The organism is Atlantibacter subterraneus, from assembly GCF_007570865.1.
GTDB classification, from domain to species: domain Bacteria; phylum Pseudomonadota; class Gammaproteobacteria; order Enterobacterales; family Enterobacteriaceae; genus Atlantibacter; species Atlantibacter subterraneus.
Map to the genome: position 1 here is coordinate 528,268 of NZ_VLPS01000003.1, position 20,282 is coordinate 548,549.

Genomic DNA, 20,282 nt, shown 5'->3' on the forward strand with positions numbered 1-20,282 from the left:
AGGTGATGATTCCAGGGAGAAGTCTGTTGTTGTGGGGGCTGTTGCTCACCAGTTTTACCAGTGTTGCCAGCGTAGTGATGACCGGAAACCGGGTAATTTATCCGGCCTCATCCCGCGAAGTGAGCGTCCAGTTAACCAACAAAGACGCCTTTCCCAATGTGATTCAGGCGTGGGTGGATCAAGGCGATGAAGCCTCCACGCCGCAGACGGCGCGCGCGCCCTTTATGCTGACGCCGCCGATGTTTCGCCTTGCTCCCCACAGCGGCCATACGCTGCGGCTGCGCTATACCGGCGCAGCTGCCCCGACCGACCGCGAATCGCTCTACTGGCTGAATATTCTGCAGATCCCGCCCAGCGATCCGAATCAGGCCAAAAATCAGCTGCTGGTGGTGCTGAAAACCCGCGTCAAGGTGCTGTATCGCCCGGCGAATCTCAAGGGCAATCCGACAAAAATGGAAGACACCACCCGCATCTGGCTGGAAAACCAGGGTCAGAAGCGCGTACTGCATCTTCATAACGACAGCGGCTACTATCTGGCGCTTTCCAGCCTGAATCTGGCCGGGCCGGGTAGCAAAGCGCAGATTGCGTCACGCACCGTGGCACCCTTTGAGACCCTGCGGGTTCCGGTGACGCTCAACCGCATTGAGCCGGGTGCGACCATGACCTGGATTAACGATCAGGGATCGGTGGTGACCCGTCCGGTGGCTAGCGCCCGTCAGGCCGATTAATCATGAAGCCGGCAAAAATCGCCGCCTGCGTATTATTGGGCATGATTAACGCTCATCAGGCCAAAGCCGCCGCGCAGGGAGAGGTGTTTACATTTGACCCTTCGCTATTTTTAGGCAGCGGCTTCGGTGAAGGCATTGAGCGCTTTAATCAGGAAAACGCGGTAGTCGCGGGGCGCTACAGCGTGGATATCTGGCTGAATAATCAGTTTGTCCAGCAGGATGAGATCCCGTTTCGCGCATTACCCTCGGGTGAGGTGGTGCCCTGCCTGAGCGCGGCATTCTGGCAAAACCAGGGGGTGAGCCTTAAGCCTGAAACCGATGCGCAATGCCTTTATCCGCAGGCGGTAGTGGAAGGCGCGCGTTGGGAACTGGCTACCGCCGAGCTGAAATTATCATTATACGTGCCTCAGGCGGCGCTGCGTAAAGGGCCAGCGGATGCGGTTCCCGCTTCCCAGTGGAATGCCGGGGAAAGCGTGCTGTTCACCAACTACAACGCCAACTTCTACAGCAGCAGCGGTAACGGCAGCCGCAGCGACTACGGCTGGCTGGGCCTCAATTCCGGGATCAACCTGGGCTTATGGCAGTTCCGCCAGCAGTCATCCGCCAGCATCAGCCGCTTTAACGATCGGCAAACCCAGAAGTGGGACAACCTGCAAACCTGGGTGCAGCGCCCGATTGCCGCGCTCGGCAGCACCTTAACCCTGGGGGAAAGCTATACCGCCGGGAATTTGCTCGGCAGCGTGGCGTTTACCGGCGTCAAGCTCCAGACCGACGAGCGGATGCAGCCGCAGTCGCGGCGCGGCTATGCGCCGGAAATTCGCGGCACCGCAACCAGCCCGGCGCGCGTAGTGGTGAGCCAGAATGGCCGCAAGATCTATGAAACCAGCGTACCTGAAGGGCCCTTTCTGATTGATACCCTGGCGAACAGCGCCTGGGAAGGCGATTTGCAGGTGGATGTCATCGAGGCTCAGGGCAAACGTAGCCAGTTCACCGTCCCGTTTGCCTCGGTACCGCTCTCGATGCGTCCCGGTACATGGCGCTACAGCAGCGTGCTGGGCGCGGCGCGGGACTATCCGCAGGTGAATAATCGTTTTGCGGACTTCACGCTGGAGCACGGCTGGTCAAATACCCTGACGCTGAACAGCGCCGCCCGGGTGGGTGAAAAGTATCAGGCGCTGGTGGCGGGCGGCGTGGTGGCGACCCGTTTTGGCGCGTTTGGCAGCGATGTTACCGCATCCCGCGCCAGTATTGCCGGTCAAACTGAACAGGGCTGGCGCTGGCAAACTAACTGGAGCCGCACCTTTGCGCCAACCGGCACCCATGTGGCGCTGGCGGGTTACCGCTATTCCACCGCGGGCTACCGCGATTTCAGCGATGTGCTGGCGCAACGCCGCTGGCAGCATGACGCCAGCTGGCGCTCCGATACCTTAAACCAGCGTAATCAGTTTACCGCCACGCTCAACCAGTCGCTGGGCGAACTCGGTAATCTGTGGTTTTCCGGCTCGACGATGGATTATTACGACAACCGGGGCCGTTCCACCCAGTTGCAGATGGGCTATTCCACACAAATTGGCCGGGCGAATCTCAATTTTACCGTCAGCCGTCAGCAATCCTGGTGGATGATGCGCAGCGGCGACACCCGTGCGCGGCAGCGTGACGGGCAGAAAGAAAACCTGTTTACCCTGACGTTGTCCCTGCCGTTGAGCATGGGCCAGCACGAACATTACGCCTCCTGGTCCGCCAGCCGTGGGCAACAGGCCGGGGCGGCCAGCCAGCTGTCATTAACCGGCCCGCTGGATAAGCAAGAGACGCTCAGCTATGCCGTTTCAGCAGGCTGGCAGCAGGGTAAAGACGGCAACGCCGCCCAGAATAACTGGAGCGCGACGCTACAAAAGATGAGTAATTTCGGCACCCTGAATGGCAGCTATGCCCGGGCCTCGAATTATCAACAGTGGTCCGGCGGGGTGCGCGGCGCGGTGGTGCTGCACGGCGGCGGGCTCACGGTCGGGCCGTGGCTTGGCGAAACTTTTGCGCTGATCGAGGCCGATGGCGCGCAGGGCGCTCGCGTCTCCAGTACCCAAAATGCGGTGGTGGATGGCAATGGCTATGCGCTGGTGCCGTCCCTGACGCCCTATCGCTACAACACCATTAGCCTCGATAGCCAGGCGCTGGATAACCAGACCGAATTGCAGGAGAGCCAGCAGCGCATCGCGCCCTGGGCCGGTGCCGCGGTGAAGCTGAAATTCGCCACGTTGCAGGGCCACGCGCTGCTGATATCCCTGAAACCGCAAAGCGCGCAGGGCATTACGTTAGGCGCGGAAGTAAAAGACAGCCGGGGTGCAATCGTCGGCATGGTCGGGCAAGGGCTACAGGCCTATGCCCGGGTCACGCAACCGCAGGGGCGCATTAGCATCGAGCGTGACGGCGGCCAACCCTGTCTGGTGACATATCGCCTGGTGCCCGCGCAAATCAACCAGCCGCTGATCCCGCTAACCGGAGCCTGTGAGTCGCCATGAAAACATTGATAATTGCTACGCTACTGATGGCGGCATCAGGAGCCGCGACGGGTGCCTGCGAATACATTATTTACCCTTACAGCGCCAGTGCGTCCGGCGCGATTGGCACCCACCGGCTGAGCAGCCCCAGCGACGGCATCGGCAGCGACTGGCGCGGCACGGCGGCTAACGATGCGCAGAATGGACTGCTGCCTGGGCTGTCGAAATCCATCGATATCTCAAGTAACCATACGTTCCAGCCGCCCGGCACGATTTTGTCGTCGGCTGGCGGCATTCCCTATACGGTGTTTGCCCATCGGGGCGGTTACGATCCGGAGCAGGTGTTTTTCCGCTGTACCCCGGATACCGCCGGGCAGCTGTTCGAGGCCTGGTCCACTAATGGTGATGACACTTACGGCGGAATGTATGAAACCACCGATGTGCCCAACGCCTATCTGACGCTGGCGAAAAACGTGGCGTTGCGCCTGACGCATGAAGAGACCGGCTTGCCGTTTCGCAGCGAGTGGCAGCAGCGGCCCATGACTAATCTGGATACCGATGCCAACGGCAACTACCTGATTAAAGCTAAAAACTTTTCGCCGATCCGTGCGGAGTTGATTAAAACCGCCGATGAACGTTATTACGCCAACGCCGCTGCCAGCTTTAATTACAATGCCGTGGTGACGCCCACGGGCTATCAGGTATTCCGTGGGCCTGGCACCCTGAGCTGGAGCATTAAAATTGGCGAGAAACACCTCGGCGGCAACTGGTCTGGCTGGCCCAATGACTGGCCGGGCATCGTATCGCTGTACAGCAACGGCATCGTGGTGCGGCGTTCAGCGATCTGCCAGATCCAGGATTTTACGCCGCTGGTGCTGTTTACCAAAATCACTGTGGCGGAACTCCGTTCCGGCGGTTCGCGTAGCGCCAACTTCCAGATAAATTTCGCCTGCGAATCAGCGGTAGTCTCCGGCGTGGCGACCAATAAAAACAACGTTGCGCTGGGCTTCCTTGCGCCAGCCAGCAGCGTGGCGGCTGCCCGGCAGTTCAACCTGGTCAGCGGCAGCGCGGTGAGCTGGCTGCTGGATGAAAATTACGGTAAAGCCGGTCGCGCGAAAGGGATTGGCGTGCGAATTTATCGCAACGGCAGCGCGATGAATTTGCTTACCAGCGATACATCAGGCAGCGGCAGCGCAGCCGGCTGGACGCCGGTTTTTGCCGGCGCGCAGTCCCTGGTCAGTAGCCAGAACGGGGTCAATTATTATCAGGAAACCTTCGAGGCGCGGCTGGCGAGTTTTGGTGCCGATACCCTGAGTGCGGGAGCCTATCAATCACATGCTCAAATCCTGTTACGCCTTCAGTAGCCTGCTGGCGCTGTGGCTGTTGGTTAGCGCAGCCGGACACGGCGCGGTCAACGTTAATGCGTCGCGGGTGATTTTCAATCAGGGCGCAACCCAGGCGGCGGTGTCGTTGATCAACGACGGCGATTATCCCGTGGTGGTGCAGGCCTGGATGGACAATGGCGATCCGCGCAATACGCCGGACAACGCCAGTGCGCCGTTTGTGGTGTTGCCACCGGTATTCCGGTTAAACAGCGCTGAAAGCAAACTGTTGCGGATACTGACCCACGGCGCGGGGTTGCCCGGCGATCGGGAATCGCTATTCTGGCTCAATATTTATCAGATCCCCCCGGAAAGCCGTGCCGAACCCGCCGGTGAAAAATTGCGCCTGGCGCTGCGTACTCAGTTAAAAGTGATGTGGCGACCCAAAGGCGTGGGGCCGCTTGAACGAAAAACAGTCGAAAAAATCACATTTATCCGGCAAGCTGGTTCCATAATCGCCATAAATGATTCGCCATGGAATATTTCTCTTATTGATGTTCGATATTCAAAATATTCGTTACGCGCAGGGGTGATTCCCGCCTTCTCGCAAACCGTGTTAGTACCAGCCATGTCTCCAGAGCCGTCGCAAAATAAGATAAACTTCTCGGTAATTAACGATGACGGCAATACGTGGGAATTTACGGCCAGCGTAAAGTAATGCCCGCGTATGACGTCATGGTTATAGATTTTGATTTGCTAATCAGGGATTAAGATGACACAGGTCTATTTACTGAATGGAACCGTGGCCTTCTGGCCACAAAAACATAAACTCGTCTCACTGGCAGAAGAGGGGAAAACGCTTGCCCTCAGTAATCCCGCCAGCCGCTGTCTGGATTTACTTATTCGCCATCATGGCGAAGTCATATTACGCGACACCTTTTTTCAACAGGTGTGGATTAATAATGGCGCGCAGGTCACCAACAATACTTTCTACCAAAATATCTCGTTGTTACGCCGGGCTTTTAAAGAATTTGGCCTAAATGAGGAATGGATTGTCACGGTGCCAAAGGTCGGTATTAAACTCGAAGCGCAACTGCCCATTGATATTCGCGACGTTGAGGATGAGCCGGTGTCGCCGGTGGTGGAACCGGCGCAAGTTCCCCCTGTCGCCGCCGCCATGAATAAGCCTCCCGGGATATGGCGCAAGGCTGCCGCTGCGCTGGTGGCGCTGAGCGTGTGCGCCGCTGCGGGGTTTTTTACCTGGCACAGCGATATTGATAACCGCCTACAGCATTTCGTGTTGTTAGAGAATCTGAACGGTTGCCAGTTTTTTGTTAATCCCGATGCGGTCGATTTTAAAAAGCATCAGGACTTTGCGCAGCGATTTACCGAGGATTGCCGCACCCGCCCCTGGGTCTATTTATCCGCCTATAAAAACTTTTCGCGCCTTTCGGCATTAAGCTGCCGCGAGGCATTTCAGGTATGGGGAAAAAACCAGTGCGTGACGCGCTATATATTTTTGGGTGTTAACAATGACAATACGTAAAATTTTTATTTATCTTCTGGCGTTATTTTTACTGGCGGGCGTCACGGCGGGCACGGTATATGGCTGGCAATACTGGCAGCGCGCGCATTTTAATTGTACTGGTGAAACGTTTATCGAGCGGCCGCCCATGAAGGCGAATATGGTGGTGAAGTATATATTTAACGGCGACAACGGCGTGGCGGTATTGCGAGGGGAGATCCAGCCGGAAAACGCCGAGCCGATAGCGGTCAACCACAATGTATTTTTTACTTTTACCCGTAAAGGAAACGATTATTTCCTGATCTCAAAGGAAGTGGTCTCGTCGACCGGGGGAATGACCGATACACCGTTGCTGCTCGCGACGCTGCCACAGTTCTATCTGCGTGCCAACGTCACGTTTTATCTGAATATCAATAAGGTCAACCATGACGGCTGGATGTTCTATACCAGCCGTACGCCTTCGCTTTACTGCCGGGGTTAGCGCAACAGCGGGCAATCTGGCGGCAGGCGGCAACGCAGCGCGCCGGGCTTCACTTCCAGCCGGAACTGCTGGCCGCTGAGCGGTTCGCCGTCAAGGTTAAAGGTCATTTCGTGGGGCGAGGTGATTTCAAACCACGAAGAGATGCCATCGACAATATTCGGGCTGTCGTCCGGGCGGGTCAGGGTGGTAAACAGCGCGGGCAGCAGCTCGTCGCCGGTAAAAATCCGCACCCGGAGTTGCCCGTCGTTGATCAGCGCGTCAGGGCACAGCTGCTGGCCGCCCCCCGCCTGACGCCCGTTGCCAAAACCGATTACCAGCGCGTCACCCTGCCAGTGAAAATTCTCCCCGCGAATTTCGCAGCGGTCCGGTTGCAGGGTATCCATGCGCAGCAGACCGTGCAGCAAATATGAAACGCTGCCCAGCGCGGCCTTGAGTTTTTCCGGCGTTTCAGTGGTGATGCGGGTGCCGAAGCCGCCGGTCGCCATATTGATAAATGCCGCTTCGTTATTCACTTCCACCAGATCGATAGACGTGGCTTTACCGGCAATGGCGAGCTTCAGCGCTTTATCCAGTTCATCCGGAATGCCGGTGCTGGTGGCGAAGTCATTGGCCGTGCCGAGCGGCATGATACCGAGCGCCGGACGTACCGCCGTATCAATACGCGACAGCGCGGTCGCCACTTCGTTAATGGTGCCGTCCCCGCCGCCTGCAATCACCGTTTCCACGCCCAGCGCCACCGCTTCCTGGACGAAACGTTCGGCATCGCCTTTTTCCCACGTAACGCGAATGTGTAGCGTAATGCCTTCTTCGCGCAGCAGTTTGACTGCGCTTCGCAGCAGGTCATTGCCTGCGCCTTTGCCATTAAGAACGATCAGTGAAGCGGGGATGCTGTCCATGGGGTGTCCTGAAATGAGTCAATCTTCAGGAAGTTTATCCTGGAAAGGAAAATTGCGTGTCAGAACGCACTGAAAGAGAGAGAAAAAAATAAGCCTGCGTAAGGGAGATTACGCAGGCTAAGGAGGTGGTTCCTGGTACAACTAGCATTTATGGGTTATGTTTTTCAGCGAAACGAATCATACCCGGATCAATCGTGGCGGTATGTGATCTCTTTCTAAGAATCATCCCATAAGAAAAAATAACTCAAATGAATTACTTACCGTGAGGATTACGGGTACTCTGACCAGTGAAATTCCGCATCAGCAGGGCAAATTCCAGCGCTAAATCCTGAGGAACTGGCATCCAGACGGTATAACCATCTCCCGGTGCGATGTCCATTTTCTCTCCTTTAGGGTTTTCCAGATGCTCCAGCGTAAAGTTGATGTTGCCCTGCGGGGTCATCAGCTCCAGGCTGTCGCCGAGAGAGAATTTGTTTTTCACTTTCACTTCCGCCAGTTCGCCACGACGCTCGCCGGTAAATTCCCCGACGAACTGCTGGCGATCCGATACCGAGAACCCGTATTCGTAGTTCTGGTAATCATCATGGGTATGGCGACGCAGAAACCCTTCGGTATAGCCGCGATGCGCCAGGCCTTCCAACGTTTCCAGCAGGGTTGGGTCAAAGGGTTTTCCTGCGGCGGCGTCATCAATCGCGCGGCGGTAAACCTGGGCGGTACGGGCGCAGTAGTAGAAGGATTTAGTACGGCCTTCGATCTTCAGTGAGTGCACGCCCATTTTGGTCAGGCGTTCAACATGCTGGATGGCGCGCAGATCTTTGGAGTTCATGATATAGGTGCCGTGCTCGTCTTCGAACGCGGTCATGTATTCACCAGGGCGCTGGGCCTCTTCCACCATAAACACTTTATCGGTTGGCGCGCCGATGCCCAGCGTCGGCTCGACGGTTTGCACCGGGATCGGCTCGTGGACGTGCACGATGTTGCCCACGTCATCCTCTTTGCCTTCTTTAACGTTGTATTCCCAGCGGCAGGCGTTGGTGCAGGTGCCCTGATTCGGGTCGCGCTTGTTGATATAGCCGGAGAGCAGGCAGCGGCCAGAGTAGGCCATGCACAGCGCGCCGTGCACGAAGATTTCAATCTCCATATCCGGCACCTGTTCGCGGATTTCCGCGATCTCTTCCAGCGACAGCTCGCGGGATAAAATCACTCGCGTCAGGCCCATTTGCTTCCAGAACTTCACCGTCGCCCAGTTCACCGCGTTGGCCTGCACCGACAGATGGATATCCATCTCCGGGAACGCTTCGCGTACCATCATGATCAAACCCGGATCGGACATAATCAGCGCATCCGGGCCCATATCGATCACCGGTTTCAGGTCGCGGATAAAGGTTTTCAGCTTGGCGTTATGCGGCGCGATATTCACCACCACATAGAATTTTTTACCCAGCGCGTGGGCCTCGTTAATACCGAGCTGTAAATTCTCGTGGTTAAATTCGTTATTGCGCACCCGCAGGCTGTAACGCGGCTGGCCCGCGTACACGGCGTCCGCGCCATAGGCGAAAGCGTAACGCATGTTTTTCAGCGTTCCCGCCGGGGAAAGGAGTTCAGGTTTAAACATGGTGTTCTCGTTCTGATGTCAGGTCAGAACCGCCTCACCGGGTGGGGCGGCTTGGGGAGAGGGTTATCCCCCACATTGAAGGCGGGAATTGTAGCCTTGAGGGGCAGAGGTGTAAACCGATTCAGCCAGCCAGACGCTAAACGATCCGGCAGGCGTCCGCTTCCCAGCGATACCCCACGCCATACACCGCACGGATAAACGACTGCTCTTCGTCGAGGGCTTCCAGCTTGCGGCGCAGGTTTTTGATATGGCTGTCGATGGTGCGGTCGGTCACTACCCGGTAATCGTCGTACAGCTGGTTCAGCAGTTGCTCGCGGGAAAATACTTTGCCCGGTTCGTGCGACAGGGTTTTCAGCAACCGGAATTCGGCGGGCGTCAGGTCTAACACTTTTTTGCGCCAGCTGGCCTGAAAACGCCCTTCGTCCACCACCAGCGGGCTTTCGGCATCCTGCTTCGCCAGCTCTTTTTGCGGCTTGCAGCGGCGCAGTATAGTTTTTACCCGCGCCACCACTTCCCGTGGGCTGTAGGGTTTGCAGATATAATCGTCTGCGCCGATTTCCAGCCCCAGCAGACGGTCGATCTCTTCGATTTTGGCGGTGACCATCACGATCGGCACTTCGGAAAAGCGGCGGATTTCCCGGCACAGCGTCAGACCGTCGACGCCGGGCAGCATCAAATCCAGCAGGATCAGCGACGGCGGCGTCTGGCGTACATAATTCAATACGTTATCGCCATGATCGATCAGCGTCGGCGCATAGCCTGCCGCCCGCAGATAGTCGATTAACAGTTGTCCCAGCTTAGGCTCGTCTTCCACGATCAGAATGCGTGGCGTGTTTTCATCAATCGGTAGCTCTGTCATGCGTCTCTCGGTAATTCGTCGTCGAGGGGTAGCGATACAGTAACGCTAATCCCGCCTGAAGGGGAGTGGTCGGCGCGCAGCGTGCCGTTATGGGCCGCGACGATATTGGCGCAGATTGCCAGCCCCAGCCCGGAGCCGCCGCTGGCGCGGTTGCGCGATCCTTCGGCGCGGTAAAAGCGTTCAAACAGCTTGCCGAGCTGGGCGTCAGTTACGCCGGGAGCGCTGTCGGAAAACGCCAGCGTCAGGGTGTCAGCATCGATGCGCCCGTGGATCTGCAATCCGCCGCCCGCGTCGGTATAACGCAGGCTGTTTTCCAGCAGATTATTAAACAGCTGCATCAGGCGATCGCCGTCGCCGAATACCACCGCATGATCGGGCAGCGACAGCGAGATCGTCAGTCCGCGCGCCACAAAACGTTCGCGAAACGCGCCAGCCGCCACTTCCAGCAGGTTGACAATGTCCACCGGGGCTTTCTGGTACGCCAGCGCGCCTTCATCGGACAGCGACAGCTGATGCAGGTCGTCCACCAGCTTGGTAAGCGTACCGACCTCTGCCTGAAGCGATGCCACCGACTCCGGGGTAAACTGGCGCACGCCGTCCTGGATTGCCTCCAGCTCGCCGCGCAGCACCGCCAGCGGGGTCCGCAGCTCATGGGAGATATCTGCCATAAAGTCGCGACGCATCTGCTGGTTTTTCTCCAGCGTGCTGGCGAGCTGGTTAAAGTCCTGGGCCAGTTTACCCAGTTCATCCTGGCTGTTCGTGGTCACGCGCGTAGAGAAATTCCCCGCCGCCAGCTGGTGGGTGCCTTCCACCAGCCGTTTAACCGGCGCCAGCAGGCCGCGCGCCAGCAGCAGCGTAGCCGCCGCCGCCAGCAGCGTTGACAGCGCGACAATCAGCCAGCTGGTGCGCCGCTGCTGTTTATCAAAATTGATGTCGGTGGAGCGGGTCAGGCGCTCCACCGGCGAGGCGATCACCCAGCCGACGCTGGCGTTATTCACGGTGATCGCCCGGCGCATCCCGTCCGGCGGCACCGGCGAGCGCGGGCCGACCAGTACGGTCTGGTTTTCATCAATCACCCAGAACTGGGTGCGCCAGCCGTGGGGCGGCAGGCCGTTCGGGCGATGGCGATCTTCGTCGGAGTCCCGTTCGAGCGAACGCAGGATTTGAAACACAAAACGGTCGTTATGGCGTAAAAATTGCCAGTTACCGTGCAGGGCGTACTGCTCGCCCAGGGCGTCGCTCAGCAGTTCAAGCCGCTGGGCGTTACCGTGTTTGATGTAATCAATAAATCCGCGCTCGAAACTAAACCTCACCGCCCAGTGCATGGTGATCAGCAACAAAATGCAAGTGGCGAAAATCGCCAGGAACAGCTTTCCCGTGATGCCGGGCCGCCACAACTTCATTACTCGCTCCTTCTGCGTCGCGCGATCACCTCGTTTTTACGGGTGTCTTCGGGGACGCGGGTAAACACCAGCGCGGGCAGCGCGATAATCACCGCCATGCTGAGATAGGTATAGAGAAACACGCTGTGCGCCGACTCCGGCGTCAGATGCTGATGGCCGAACGCGCCGAGCAGCAGCCCGGCAACGGTAACGCCGAGGCTCATGGAAAGCTGCATCACCATCGACAGCAGGCCGTTGCCGCCGCTGGCGAGTTGGTCGGGCAGGTCTTTCAGCGTCAGGGTATTCATAGTGGAGAAGCGCACCGCGTTGACCACGCCCTGCAACAGCAGCACCACCGGCAACACCCAAATCCAGCCCAGCAGCGCGGTGCCCATAAACAGCAGCGTTACCAGCGCCAGCGCGAGGGTGGAGAACACCAGCACCCGGCGATAGCCGAAGCGGTTAACGATCTGCACCACGATACGCTTGATGCCCATGCTGCCGAGCACCATCGGGATCATCATTAACCCGGCGTGAAACGGCGAAAACCCCAGGCCAATTTGCAGGAATACCGGCGTCATAAACGGCAGCATCCCGCTGCCGATGCGCCCGACTAAACTGCCCAGAAGCCCGATAGAAAAACTCGGCGTCTGGAACAGCTTCAGCCTGAACAGCGCCCGCTCGTTGCCTTTGGCGTGTTTGATATACAGCGCCAGCGCCAGTAAACCGCCTGCCACCATCAGGCCGATCCAGGGAACGGATATGCCGAGGGTTTTTTGCCCGTCCAGCGCCAGGGTCAACGCCGCCATCCCGAAGGCCAGCATCAGGAAGCCTGAGAAATCGAAGCGCCGGGTTTGCATGGTGTAGTTGGGCATCAGCCACAGCGTGGCGATGGCACCAACAATCCCCACAGGCAGGTTGATCAAAAAGATCCAGTGCCACGAGGCGTATTCCACCAGAATCCCGCCCAGCGCCGGGCCGAGCAACGGGCCGATTTGCCCCGGCAGGGTGACGAAGGTCATGGCCGCCATATACTGCTCGCGCGGCACGATTTTCATCACCGTCAGCCTGCCTACCGGCACCATCATCGCGCCGCCGATCCCCTGCACCACGCGCGCCATAATCAGCCCGTCGAGGGTGCTGGCCTGGGCGCAAAACAGCGAGCCAAGGGTAAACAGCACGATGGCGCTAAAGAAGATATTGCGCACCCCTACGCGGTCGGCCAGCCAGCCGCTGGCGGGCAACATCACCGCCACGGTCAGCACATAGGAGACAATCACCATATGCATGTGCAGCGGATCTTCGCCGAGGCTCCGCGCCATCGAGGGCAGGGCGGTGTTCACAATGGTGGTGTCCAGCGTTTGCATAAAGAAACCAAACGCCACAATCCACAGCTGCCAGCGCACGCTTTTGGGCAATTCCGTCATTGGCTATTCACTCGTCGTTATGGCTTCACCTCCACGACGTTGACGCGTAAAGCGCAGTCGCAGTCGGTCGAAAAACAGATAAACCACCGGCGTGGTGTAGAGCGTCAACAGCTGGCTCATCACCAGACCGCCGACAATGGTGATGCCCAGCGGCTGGCGCAGTTCCGCGCCGTCGCCGCTGGAGATCACCAGAGGCAGCGCGCCAAACAGCGCCGCCAGCGTGGTCATCATGATTGGACGAAAGCGTAGCAGACAGGCCTGGAAAATTGCCTGCTCCGGCGACAACTCGCCTTTACGCTGCGCTTCGATAGCGAAATCTACCATCATGATGGCGTTCTTTTTCACGATCCCGATCAACAGCATAATGCCGATCAGCGCAATCAGGCTGAACGGCGCGCCGAACAGCTCCAGCGCCAGCAGCGCGCCGACCCCCGCCGAGGGCAGGGTAGACAAGATGGTCAGCGGATGTACATAGCTCTCATACAGGATGCCCAGCACGATATACACCGTGGCGATGGCCGCGAGGATCAGGAACACCTGCGAGTTCATGGTGTCCTGGAACACCTGGGCGGTGCCCGCATAGCTGCCGCGTACCGTGGAAGGCACGCCGAGCGAGGTCATGGTGCGGTCGATGGCATCGCTGGCCTCGGATAACGACACCCCGGTGGGCAGGTTAAACGCGATGGTCGAAGCCGCCGACAGACCCTGATGGTTGACCGACAGCGGCGCGTTCGCCGGCTGCCAGTGGGCGAAGCTGGACAGCGGGATCGGCTTGCCGTCGCTGTTGATGACAAACATCTGGTTCAGGGCGCTGATATCCTGGGTGTAGCGCGGATCGACCTGCATCACCACTTTGTACTGGTTCAGCGGCTGATAAATAGTGGAAATCTGCCGCTGGCCGAAGGCGTTATTCAGCAAGCCGTTGGCGTCCTGCACGCTGATCCCCAGCCGCGCCATGGTTTCGCGATCGTAAATCAGGCTCATTTCCGCGCCGTTGTCCTGCTGGTCAGAGTTAACGTCCGCCAGTTCAGGCAGTTTGGATAGCGCCTGGCGGATCTTCGGCTCCCACTCGCGCAGCGCGGCTAAATCGTCGGAGAGTAACGTGTACTGATAGCTGGCGTTGGACTGCCGTCCGCCGACCCGGATATCCTGCACCGCCATTAAAAACAGGCTGGCACCCGGCTCCTTCGCGAGCTTTTTACGCAGCCGGTCAATCACCTGCTGCGAGCTTTCATGGCGCTCGCCCAGCGGTTTCAGGGAGATAAACATCATCCCGCTGTTTACCCGCGAGCCGCCGGTAAAGCCGGTGACGTTATCCACTGCCGGATCGTCGCGAATAATCTTCATAAAGTCTTCCAGCTTGCCGCGCATCGCCTGGAAAGAGATGCTCTGATCCGCCTGGATGCCGCCCATCAGACGACCGGTGTCCTGCTCCGGGAAAAAGGTTTTCGGGATGGCGATATACAGCCAGATATTGAGCGCAATGGTGGCGAGCAGCACCACGCCCACCAGCCGGGTATGGCGCAGCACCCATTGCAGGGATTTAGCGTAACCCTCCTGCAGGGCGATGAGCACGCGGCCAACGCCGCGCTTGCGCGGCTGGGTATGCGGTTTATTGGCTTTCAGCAGCCAGCCGCACATCATTGGCGTTAAGGTCAGAGACACCACCAGCGAGATGCCTATTGCCACCGAGAGCGTGACGGCAAATTCCCGGAACAGCCGTCCCGGCAGCCCGCCCATTAGCAGCAGCGGCAGGAACACCGCCACCAGCGACAGGCTCATAGACAAAACCGTAAAGCCGACTTCCCGCACGCCCTGGAGCGCCGCCTGAAGCGGTTTTACTCCGGCTTCAAGATGCCGGGAGATATTCTCCAGCACCACGATGGCGTCATCCACTACAAACCCGGTGGCGATAGTCAGCGCCATCAGCGACAGGTTATTCAGGCTGAAGCCGCACAGGTACATCGCGGTAAAGGTGCCGATTAACGACACCGGCACCGCAATGGCCGGGATAAAAGTCGCGCGCCCGGAGCGTAAAAACAGAAACACCACCAGGATCACCAGCGCCACTGAAATCACCAGCGTTTGCTCCACCTCTTCGAGAGATGCGCGAATGGTCGGCGAGCGATCCTGGGCAATTTGCAGATCGATAGACGCCGGAACAATCTCGCGCAGCTCCGGCACCCGGGCGCGAATGCGATCCACGGTTTCGATAATATTGGCTTCCGGCGCTTTACGGATCATCAGCAAAATCGCCGGTTTGGCGTTGGTCATCCCGGCGTTGCACACGTCCTGCACCGAGTCGGTGACCGTCGCCACGTCCTGAAGCTTCACCGCCGCGCCGTTGCGATAGTGAATAATCAGCGGCTGGTATTCCGCCGCGGTTTTCAGCTCGTCATTGGTCTGGATCTGCCAGCGCCGGTCGCTGTCTTCCAGCGCGCCCTGCGGGCGGCGCACGTTAGCGTCGCTGATGGCGGTGCGCACCGCGTCCAGCGACACACCCTGGTTAAACAGCGCCTGTGGGTTGAGATCGACGCGTACCGCGGGCAGGGAGCTACCGCCGACGTCCACGTCGCCGACGCCGTCGATCTGCGCGATGGTCTGCGCCAGCTGGGTCGAGGCATAGTCGTACAGCGCCCCTTGCGACAGGGTATCGGAGGTTAGCGTCAGAATGATGATCGGCGAATCGGACGGGTTGGCCTTGCGATACGTCGGGCGGCTCGGCATTCCGCTTGGCAACAGGCTCTGGGCCGCGCTGATTGCCGCCTGCACGTCACGCGCCGCGCCGTTGATATCGCGGTCAAAATCAAACTGCAAAATAATCCGCGTACTGCCGAGCGAGCTGGACGAGGTCATCTCATTGACCCCGGCAATGCGCCCTAACGCGCGCTCCAGCGGTGTCGCCACCGACGAGGCCATGGTCTCCGGCGACGCGCCGGGCAGCGAGGCGCTGACCATAATCACCGGGAAATCCACCTGCGGCAGCGGGGCCACCGGCAGCAGGCGAAACGCCAGCACGCCGCACAGCGTTACCGCCAGCGTTAGCAGGATGGTGGCAACAGGCCGATAGATAAACAGGGCGTAAAATCGCACTTACGCCTCCTCGGTTTTGCGGCCAAAACGCGCCCGGGTGTAGTGCGACAGGCGGTCAAACAGCAGGTAAATCACCGGGGTGGTGAACAGGGTCAGCACCTGGCTCACCAGCAGCCCGCCCACCATGCCAATGCCCAACGGACGGCGCAGCTCCGCGCCGACCCCGGTACTCAGCATCAGCGGTAGCGCGCCAAGCAGCGCCGCCAGGGTGGTCATCAGGATCGGACGAAAACGCAGCAAGCAGGCCTGGTAGATGGCGTCATAAGGGGATAGCCCCTGTTCACGTTCCGCCGCCAGCGCGAAGTCGATCATCATGATGGCGTTTTTCTTGACGATGCCGATCAGCAGGATGATGCCGATAATCGCAATCACGTCCAGTTCGCTGCCCGCCAGCATCAGCGCCAGCAGCGCGCCGACGCCTGCGGTTGGCAGCGTGGAGAGGATAGTAATGGGGTGAATAAAGCTCTCATACAGCACGCCGAGTACGATATACATCGCCACTACCGACGCCAGGATCAGCCAGATGGTGTTGCCCAGCGCCGACTGGAAGGCGAGGGTGCTGCCCTGGAACGAGGTGGTGATATCCGCCGGGAATTCGAGGGTTTTCTCGGCGTCAAGAATCGCGTTCACCGCCTGCTCCAGCGAATAACCGTCGGTCACGTTGAACGAAATGGTGGTGGACGGGAACTGGTCGAGATGGTTAATCGACATCGGCCCATGGCGCTGCTCAACTTTCGCGATAGCGCTTAACGGCACGATGCCGCCGTCGGCGCTGGTCAGGCGAACAGTGTCCAGCCCGCTGATGCCCGGCGTGGTGCGGGTGTCGTGCTCCAGCACCACGCGATACTGGTTCGCCTGGGTATAAATCGTGGAAATCAACCGCTGACCAAAGGCGTTATACAGCGCGTTATCCACGTCGCTCATGCTGATGCCGAGACGGCTGGCGCTGTCGCGGTCAACATTCACATACGCCACCAGCCCCTGATCCTGCCAGTCGCTGCTCACGTCCGACAGCGCGGGCAGGGTGGCGAGTTTGTCCATCAGCGTCGGAACCCAGGTGCTGAGCGCCTCCAGCGAGTTGCCCTGTAACGTAAACTGATACTGGGTGCGGCTCACCTGGGTATCAATGGTCAGATCCTGTGTCGGTTGCAGATACAGCGCCACCCCCGGCACGTTTGCCACCGCCTGCTGGAGCCGGGCAATCACCGGCTGAATACGGTCGTCGCGCTCGTCCAGCGGTTTGAGATGGATTTGCAGCCGGGCGCTGTTCAGCGAGGCGTTAGTGCCGTCCACGCCGACGAACGAGGTCAGGCTTTCCACCGCCGGATCTTTTAAAATCACGTCCGCCACCCGCTGCTGACGCTCCGCCATACTGGCGAACGACGCCGACTGCGGGGCCTGCAAGGTGCCCTGAATAATACTGTTATCCTGCACCGGGAAGAAGCCTTTGGGGATTAGCATCCACAGCAGCACCGTCAGCGCCAGGGTAGCGAACGCCACGCCGAGCGTCAGCCACGGGTGGTTCAGGACCCGCTTTAATCCGCGACCGTAACTGGCAATCACCCGCTCGAAAAAGCGCTCGCTGGCGCGGGAGAAGCGGTTCTGCTTGCGCAGCGATTCGTGGCTTAACATGCGGGCGCACATCATCGGCGTGAGCGTCAGGGAAACCACGGCGGAAATCAAAATCGCCACCGCCAGGGTGATGGCGAACTCGCGGAACAATCGGCCAACGATATCGCCCATAAACAGCAGCGGGATCAGCACCGCGATAAGCGAGAAGGTCAGGGAGATAATAGTAAAGCCGATTTCTCCCGCGCCTTTTAGCGCGGCGGCGAGCGGTTTCTCGCCCTTTTCGATATAGCGCGAGATGTTCTCGATCACCACGATGGCGTCATCCACCACAAACCCGGTGGCGATTGTCAGCGCCATCAGCGTCAGGTTATTGATCGAGAAATCAAAGAACACCATCACCGCAAAGGTGCCAACCAGCGACAGCGGCACCGCCACGGCGGGAATGATGGTCGCCGGCACGTTGCGCAGGAACAGGTAGATAATCATCACCACCAGCGCGATAGCCAGCATCAGCTCGAACTGGGTGTCGGTCACCGAGGCGCGAATATTGGTGGTGCGGTCGGCCAGCAGCTTCACCTCCACCGATTTCGGCAAACTTTGCGTCAGCGTGGGCAGCATCTGCCGCACGCTGTCGGCAGTGGCAATGATATTTGCGCCGGGCTGGCGCTGAATATTCATCACGATGGCCTGCTGCTTGTTGGCCCATGCGCCGAGCCAGCGGTTTTCCGCGCCCTGTTCGATGGTCGCCACATCCCCCAGGCGGATCGCCGCGCCGTTCTGGTAAGCGATAATCAGGTTGCGGTATTCATCCGCCGATTTCATCTGGTCGTTGGCCGAGAGAGTGATGGCGCGCTCCGGGCCGTCGAGACTGCCTTTCGCTGAATTGACGTTGGCATTGCTGATGGCAGTACGCACGGTTTCGCTGGTCACCCCGAGAGCGGCCAGCGCCTGGGCGTTAAGTTTGACCCGCACCGCCGGACGCTGCCCGCCGGACAGCGTAACCAGCCCGACGCCGGAAACCTGGGAAATTTTCTGCGCTACCCGGGTTTCCACCATGTCTTCCACCTGGGTCATCGGCAGCGCGCTTGAGGTCACCGCCAGGGTCATGATCGGCGGGTCCGCCGGGTTGACTTTGCTGTACACCGGCGGGTTCGGCAAATCGTTGGGCAGCAGGTTGGTGGCGGCGTTAATAGCCGCCTGCACTTCCTGTTCCGCGACGTCCAGCGCTAATGAAAGCTGGAACTGGAGGGTGATCACGCTGGCCCCACCGGCGCTTTGTGAGGCCATCTGCTTCAGGCCGGACATCTGGCCGAACTGGCGTTCCAGCGGCGCGGTAATCGCCGAGGTCACCACATCCGGGCTGGCCCCGGGATACAGCGTCACCACCTGGATGGTGGGGTAGTCCACTTCCGGCAGCGCCGAGACCGGCAGAAAACGGTAGCCCAACACGCCCGCCAGCATAATGGCGATCATCAACAGCGTAGTGGCGACCGGGCGCAGGATAAATAGCCGCGACGGCCCGCCGGTGGCGCTCGGAGGTAACACCTGCATCAGGACTGCGCTCCCTGTGATTTCTGCGAAGGTGCCTCAGTTTGAGCGTTATGCGCTTCCACCACTTCCACGCTGGCTCCTTCGGTCAGGCGGTCGATCCCGTCGGTCACCACGCGATCGCCTGCCGACAGCCCGGCGGCAATCACCACTTTTTCGCTGTCCTGAATCCCGGTGGTCACGGTGTGCTTACTGACTTTGTTATCGCTGTTCAGCACCCACACGAAGTGACCGTCGTTGCCCATTTGCAGCGCAGCGGTGGGGATAACGATGGCATCCTGTTGAGTGTCTACCAGCATGCGTGCGTTAACGAACTGGTTGGGAAACAGGGCGTCGTCCTGATTCTCGAAACGGCCCTTAAGCTTAATGGTGCCGGTGGTGGCGTCGATTTGGTTATCCAGACTCAGCAAGGTCCCGGTGCTGAGCTTCTGCTTGTTAGTGCGATCCCAGGCTTCCACCGTCAGGGTTTTCCCGGCTTTTTGCGCCTGTACGATGGTGGCGATATCGCTCTCCGGCAGGGTGAACAGCACGTCGATAGGATGGGTCTGGGTCAGCACCACAATACCGTTAGTGTCGCCGCTGGAAATCTGATTGCCGATATCCACCTGCTTAAGGCCGACGCGCCCGTCCACCGGCGCGGTGATGCGGCTCCAGGTCAACTGTAACTGCGCGCTGGCGACAGCGGCTTCATCGGCCTTGATGGTGCCGAGAGTTTCATTAACCAGCGCCTGCTGGGCATCCAGCTCCTGGCGCGAAACCAGGTTGGTTTTGCTCAACTGCTGATAGCGCGCTAAATCGCGCCGGGCATTGGCGAGGGTGGCTTTATCGCGGGCCAACTGGCCTTCGGCCTGGGCTAATGCAACCTTAAACTGGCTGGGATCGATTTCCGCCAGCAAATCGCCCGCTTTCACCTGCTGCCCTTCCTGAAAGTGCAGCGCCATCAACTGCCCGTCAACACGGCTGCGCACGGTAACGGTATTGGCGGCGGTGATGGTGCCCAGCCCGGAAAGATAGCGGGGAACCGCTGCGCTGACGGCGGTTGCCGCCTGTACTGGCGCGAGCGCACCGCGCATGCCGGGGCGACCACCGCCCGCTTTGCGCTGCTGGCCGGAAGCCTGCTGACCCGACGGCGCGTCTGGCTTCTGAGCGTGCCAGTACCACACGCCCGCTACGATGGCGATAACAATAACGATGAGCCACATCCAACGCGATAAACCAGTACCTTTCATAAGTTAAACGTCTTCTTATCCTGAAACGATTAGGCGTAATGATACTAGTTTAGAGATCAGCGACGGGGGAAAAATGGAGGAAATATGGAACAGCGTCAGGATTCCTCCGA

14 protein-coding genes are annotated in these 20,282 nt (G+C 59.1%); 6 read left to right on the top strand and 8 right to left on the bottom strand.

From position 1 onward, the window contains the following. The first annotated feature begins 5 nt into the window (after positions 1–5). From FND52_RS08205 to FND52_RS08230, 6 genes are read left to right on the top strand one after another with little or no spacing between them, the layout of a single operon-like run. The gene (locus FND52_RS08205) at positions 6–728 is read left to right on the top strand and encodes a fimbrial biogenesis chaperone (protein WP_244290558.1); all 723 of its coding nucleotides are present in this window, start codon (positions 6–8) and stop codon (positions 726–728) included. A 2-nt stretch (positions 729–730) separates the two neighbouring features. Then, a complete protein-coding gene (locus FND52_RS08210; protein WP_244290559.1) occupies positions 731–3,244 on the top strand; it encodes a fimbria/pilus outer membrane usher protein in 2,514 nt (837 codons plus the stop codon). Then, positions 3,241–4,587, top strand: coding sequence for a fimbrial protein (locus tag FND52_RS08215; RefSeq protein ID WP_144130437.1), 1,347 nt, complete (start codon positions 3,241–3,243; stop codon positions 4,585–4,587). Before FND52_RS08210 ends, FND52_RS08215 begins: the two co-directional genes overlap by 4 nt. Beyond that, the gene (locus tag FND52_RS08220) at positions 4,559–5,263 is read left to right on the top strand and encodes a fimbrial biogenesis chaperone (RefSeq protein WP_144130439.1); all 705 of its coding nucleotides are present in this window, start codon (positions 4,559–4,561) and stop codon (positions 5,261–5,263) included. The genes FND52_RS08215 and FND52_RS08220 overlap by 29 nt, the downstream gene beginning before the upstream one ends. A 54-nt stretch (positions 5,264–5,317) precedes the next feature. Then, entirely contained in the window at positions 5,318–6,091 is a 774-nt protein-coding gene (locus FND52_RS08225; protein WP_125291692.1) for a winged helix-turn-helix domain-containing protein, read from the top strand. Further along, positions 6,078–6,551 (top strand): hypothetical protein, encoded by a 474-nt coding sequence (locus tag FND52_RS08230; protein ID WP_244290560.1) that lies wholly within the window; start codon positions 6,078–6,080, stop codon positions 6,549–6,551. Before FND52_RS08225 ends, FND52_RS08230 begins: the two co-directional genes overlap by 14 nt. Here the strand turns inward: FND52_RS08230 and yegS are convergent. The 8 genes from yegS to FND52_RS08270 all read right to left on the bottom strand — a co-directional run bounded on the left by yegS (position 6,548) and on the right by FND52_RS08270 (position 20,172). Beyond that, the gene (gene yegS / locus FND52_RS08235; RefSeq protein WP_144130441.1) at positions 6,548–7,447 is read right to left on the bottom strand and encodes a lipid kinase YegS; all 900 of its coding nucleotides are present in this window, start codon (positions 7,445–7,447) and stop codon (positions 6,548–6,550) included. The genes FND52_RS08230 and yegS overlap by 4 nt on opposite strands. Before the next feature lie 253 nt (positions 7,448–7,700). Continuing rightward, on the bottom strand, positions 7,701–9,062 hold the full coding sequence (gene trhP, locus FND52_RS08240; RefSeq protein ID WP_125291694.1) for a prephenate-dependent tRNA uridine(34) hydroxylase TrhP: 1,362 nt from the start codon (positions 9,060–9,062) through the stop codon (positions 7,701–7,703). Between the two features lie 136 nt (positions 9,063–9,198). Next, positions 9,199–9,921 carry an envelope stress response regulator BaeR gene (gene baeR / locus FND52_RS08245; RefSeq protein WP_125291695.1) on the bottom strand — a complete coding sequence of 241 codons (723 nt, stop codon included), beginning with the start codon at positions 9,919–9,921 and terminating at the stop codon, positions 9,199–9,201. After that, on the bottom strand, positions 9,918–11,324 hold the full coding sequence (gene baeS, locus FND52_RS08250; protein WP_125291696.1) for an envelope stress sensor histidine kinase BaeS: 1,407 nt from the start codon (positions 11,322–11,324) through the stop codon (positions 9,918–9,920). The genes baeR and baeS overlap by 4 nt, the downstream gene beginning before the upstream one ends. Next, positions 11,324–12,730, bottom strand: coding sequence for an MFS transporter (gene mdtD, locus FND52_RS08255; RefSeq protein ID WP_144130443.1), 1,407 nt, complete (start codon positions 12,728–12,730; stop codon positions 11,324–11,326). The genes baeS and mdtD overlap by 1 nt, the downstream gene beginning before the upstream one ends. A gap of 3 nt (positions 12,731–12,733) precedes the next feature. Further along, positions 12,734–15,823 carry a multidrug efflux RND transporter permease subunit MdtC gene (gene mdtC, locus FND52_RS08260; protein ID WP_144130445.1) on the bottom strand — a complete coding sequence of 1,030 codons (3,090 nt, stop codon included), beginning with the start codon at positions 15,821–15,823 and terminating at the stop codon, positions 12,734–12,736. Further along, positions 15,824–18,946: an MdtB/MuxB family multidrug efflux RND transporter permease subunit gene (locus tag FND52_RS08265; protein ID WP_144130447.1), complete on the bottom strand. Its 3,123-nt coding sequence runs from the start codon at positions 18,944–18,946 to the stop codon at positions 15,824–15,826. Further along, on the bottom strand, positions 18,946–20,172 hold the full coding sequence (locus tag FND52_RS08270; RefSeq protein ID WP_144130449.1) for an MdtA/MuxA family multidrug efflux RND transporter periplasmic adaptor subunit: 1,227 nt from the start codon (positions 20,170–20,172) through the stop codon (positions 18,946–18,948). Before FND52_RS08270 ends, FND52_RS08265 begins: the two co-directional genes overlap by 1 nt. Between the last annotated feature and the right edge of the window lie 110 nt (positions 20,173–20,282).

Excerpts from the sequence above, each read along its gene's own strand:
- trhP (WP_125291694.1), bottom strand. The coding sequence starts at position 9,062 with ATGTTTAAACCTGAACTCCTTTCCCCGGCGGGAACGCTGAAAAACATG.
- mdtD (WP_144130443.1), bottom strand. The coding sequence starts at position 12,730 with ATGACGGAATTGCCCAAAAGCGTGCGCTGGCAGCTGTGGATTGTGGCG.
- FND52_RS08215 (WP_144130437.1), top strand. The coding sequence starts at position 3,241 with ATGAAAACATTGATAATTGCTACGCTACTGATGGCGGCATCAGGAGCC.
- FND52_RS08220 (WP_144130439.1), top strand. The coding sequence starts at position 4,559 with ATGCTCAAATCCTGTTACGCCTTCAGTAGCCTGCTGGCGCTGTGGCTG.
- FND52_RS08205 (WP_244290558.1), top strand. The coding sequence starts at position 6 with ATGATTCCAGGGAGAAGTCTGTTGTTGTGGGGGCTGTTGCTCACCAGT.
- FND52_RS08225 (WP_125291692.1), top strand. The coding sequence starts at position 5,318 with ATGACACAGGTCTATTTACTGAATGGAACCGTGGCCTTCTGGCCACAA.
- FND52_RS08265 (WP_144130447.1), bottom strand. The coding sequence starts at position 18,946 with ATGCAGGTGTTACCTCCGAGCGCCACCGGCGGGCCGTCGCGGCTATTT.
- baeR (WP_125291695.1), bottom strand. The coding sequence starts at position 9,921 with ATGACAGAGCTACCGATTGATGAAAACACGCCACGCATTCTGATCGTG.
- FND52_RS08230 (WP_244290560.1), top strand. The coding sequence starts at position 6,078 with ATGACAATACGTAAAATTTTTATTTATCTTCTGGCGTTATTTTTACTG.
- baeS (WP_125291696.1), bottom strand. The coding sequence starts at position 11,324 with ATGAAGTTGTGGCGGCCCGGCATCACGGGAAAGCTGTTCCTGGCGATT.
- yegS (WP_144130441.1), bottom strand. The coding sequence starts at position 7,447 with ATGGACAGCATCCCCGCTTCACTGATCGTTCTTAATGGCAAAGGCGCA.
- FND52_RS08210 (WP_244290559.1), top strand. The coding sequence starts at position 731 with ATGAAGCCGGCAAAAATCGCCGCCTGCGTATTATTGGGCATGATTAAC.
- FND52_RS08270 (WP_144130449.1), bottom strand. The coding sequence starts at position 20,172 with ATGAAAGGTACTGGTTTATCGCGTTGGATGTGGCTCATCGTTATTGTT.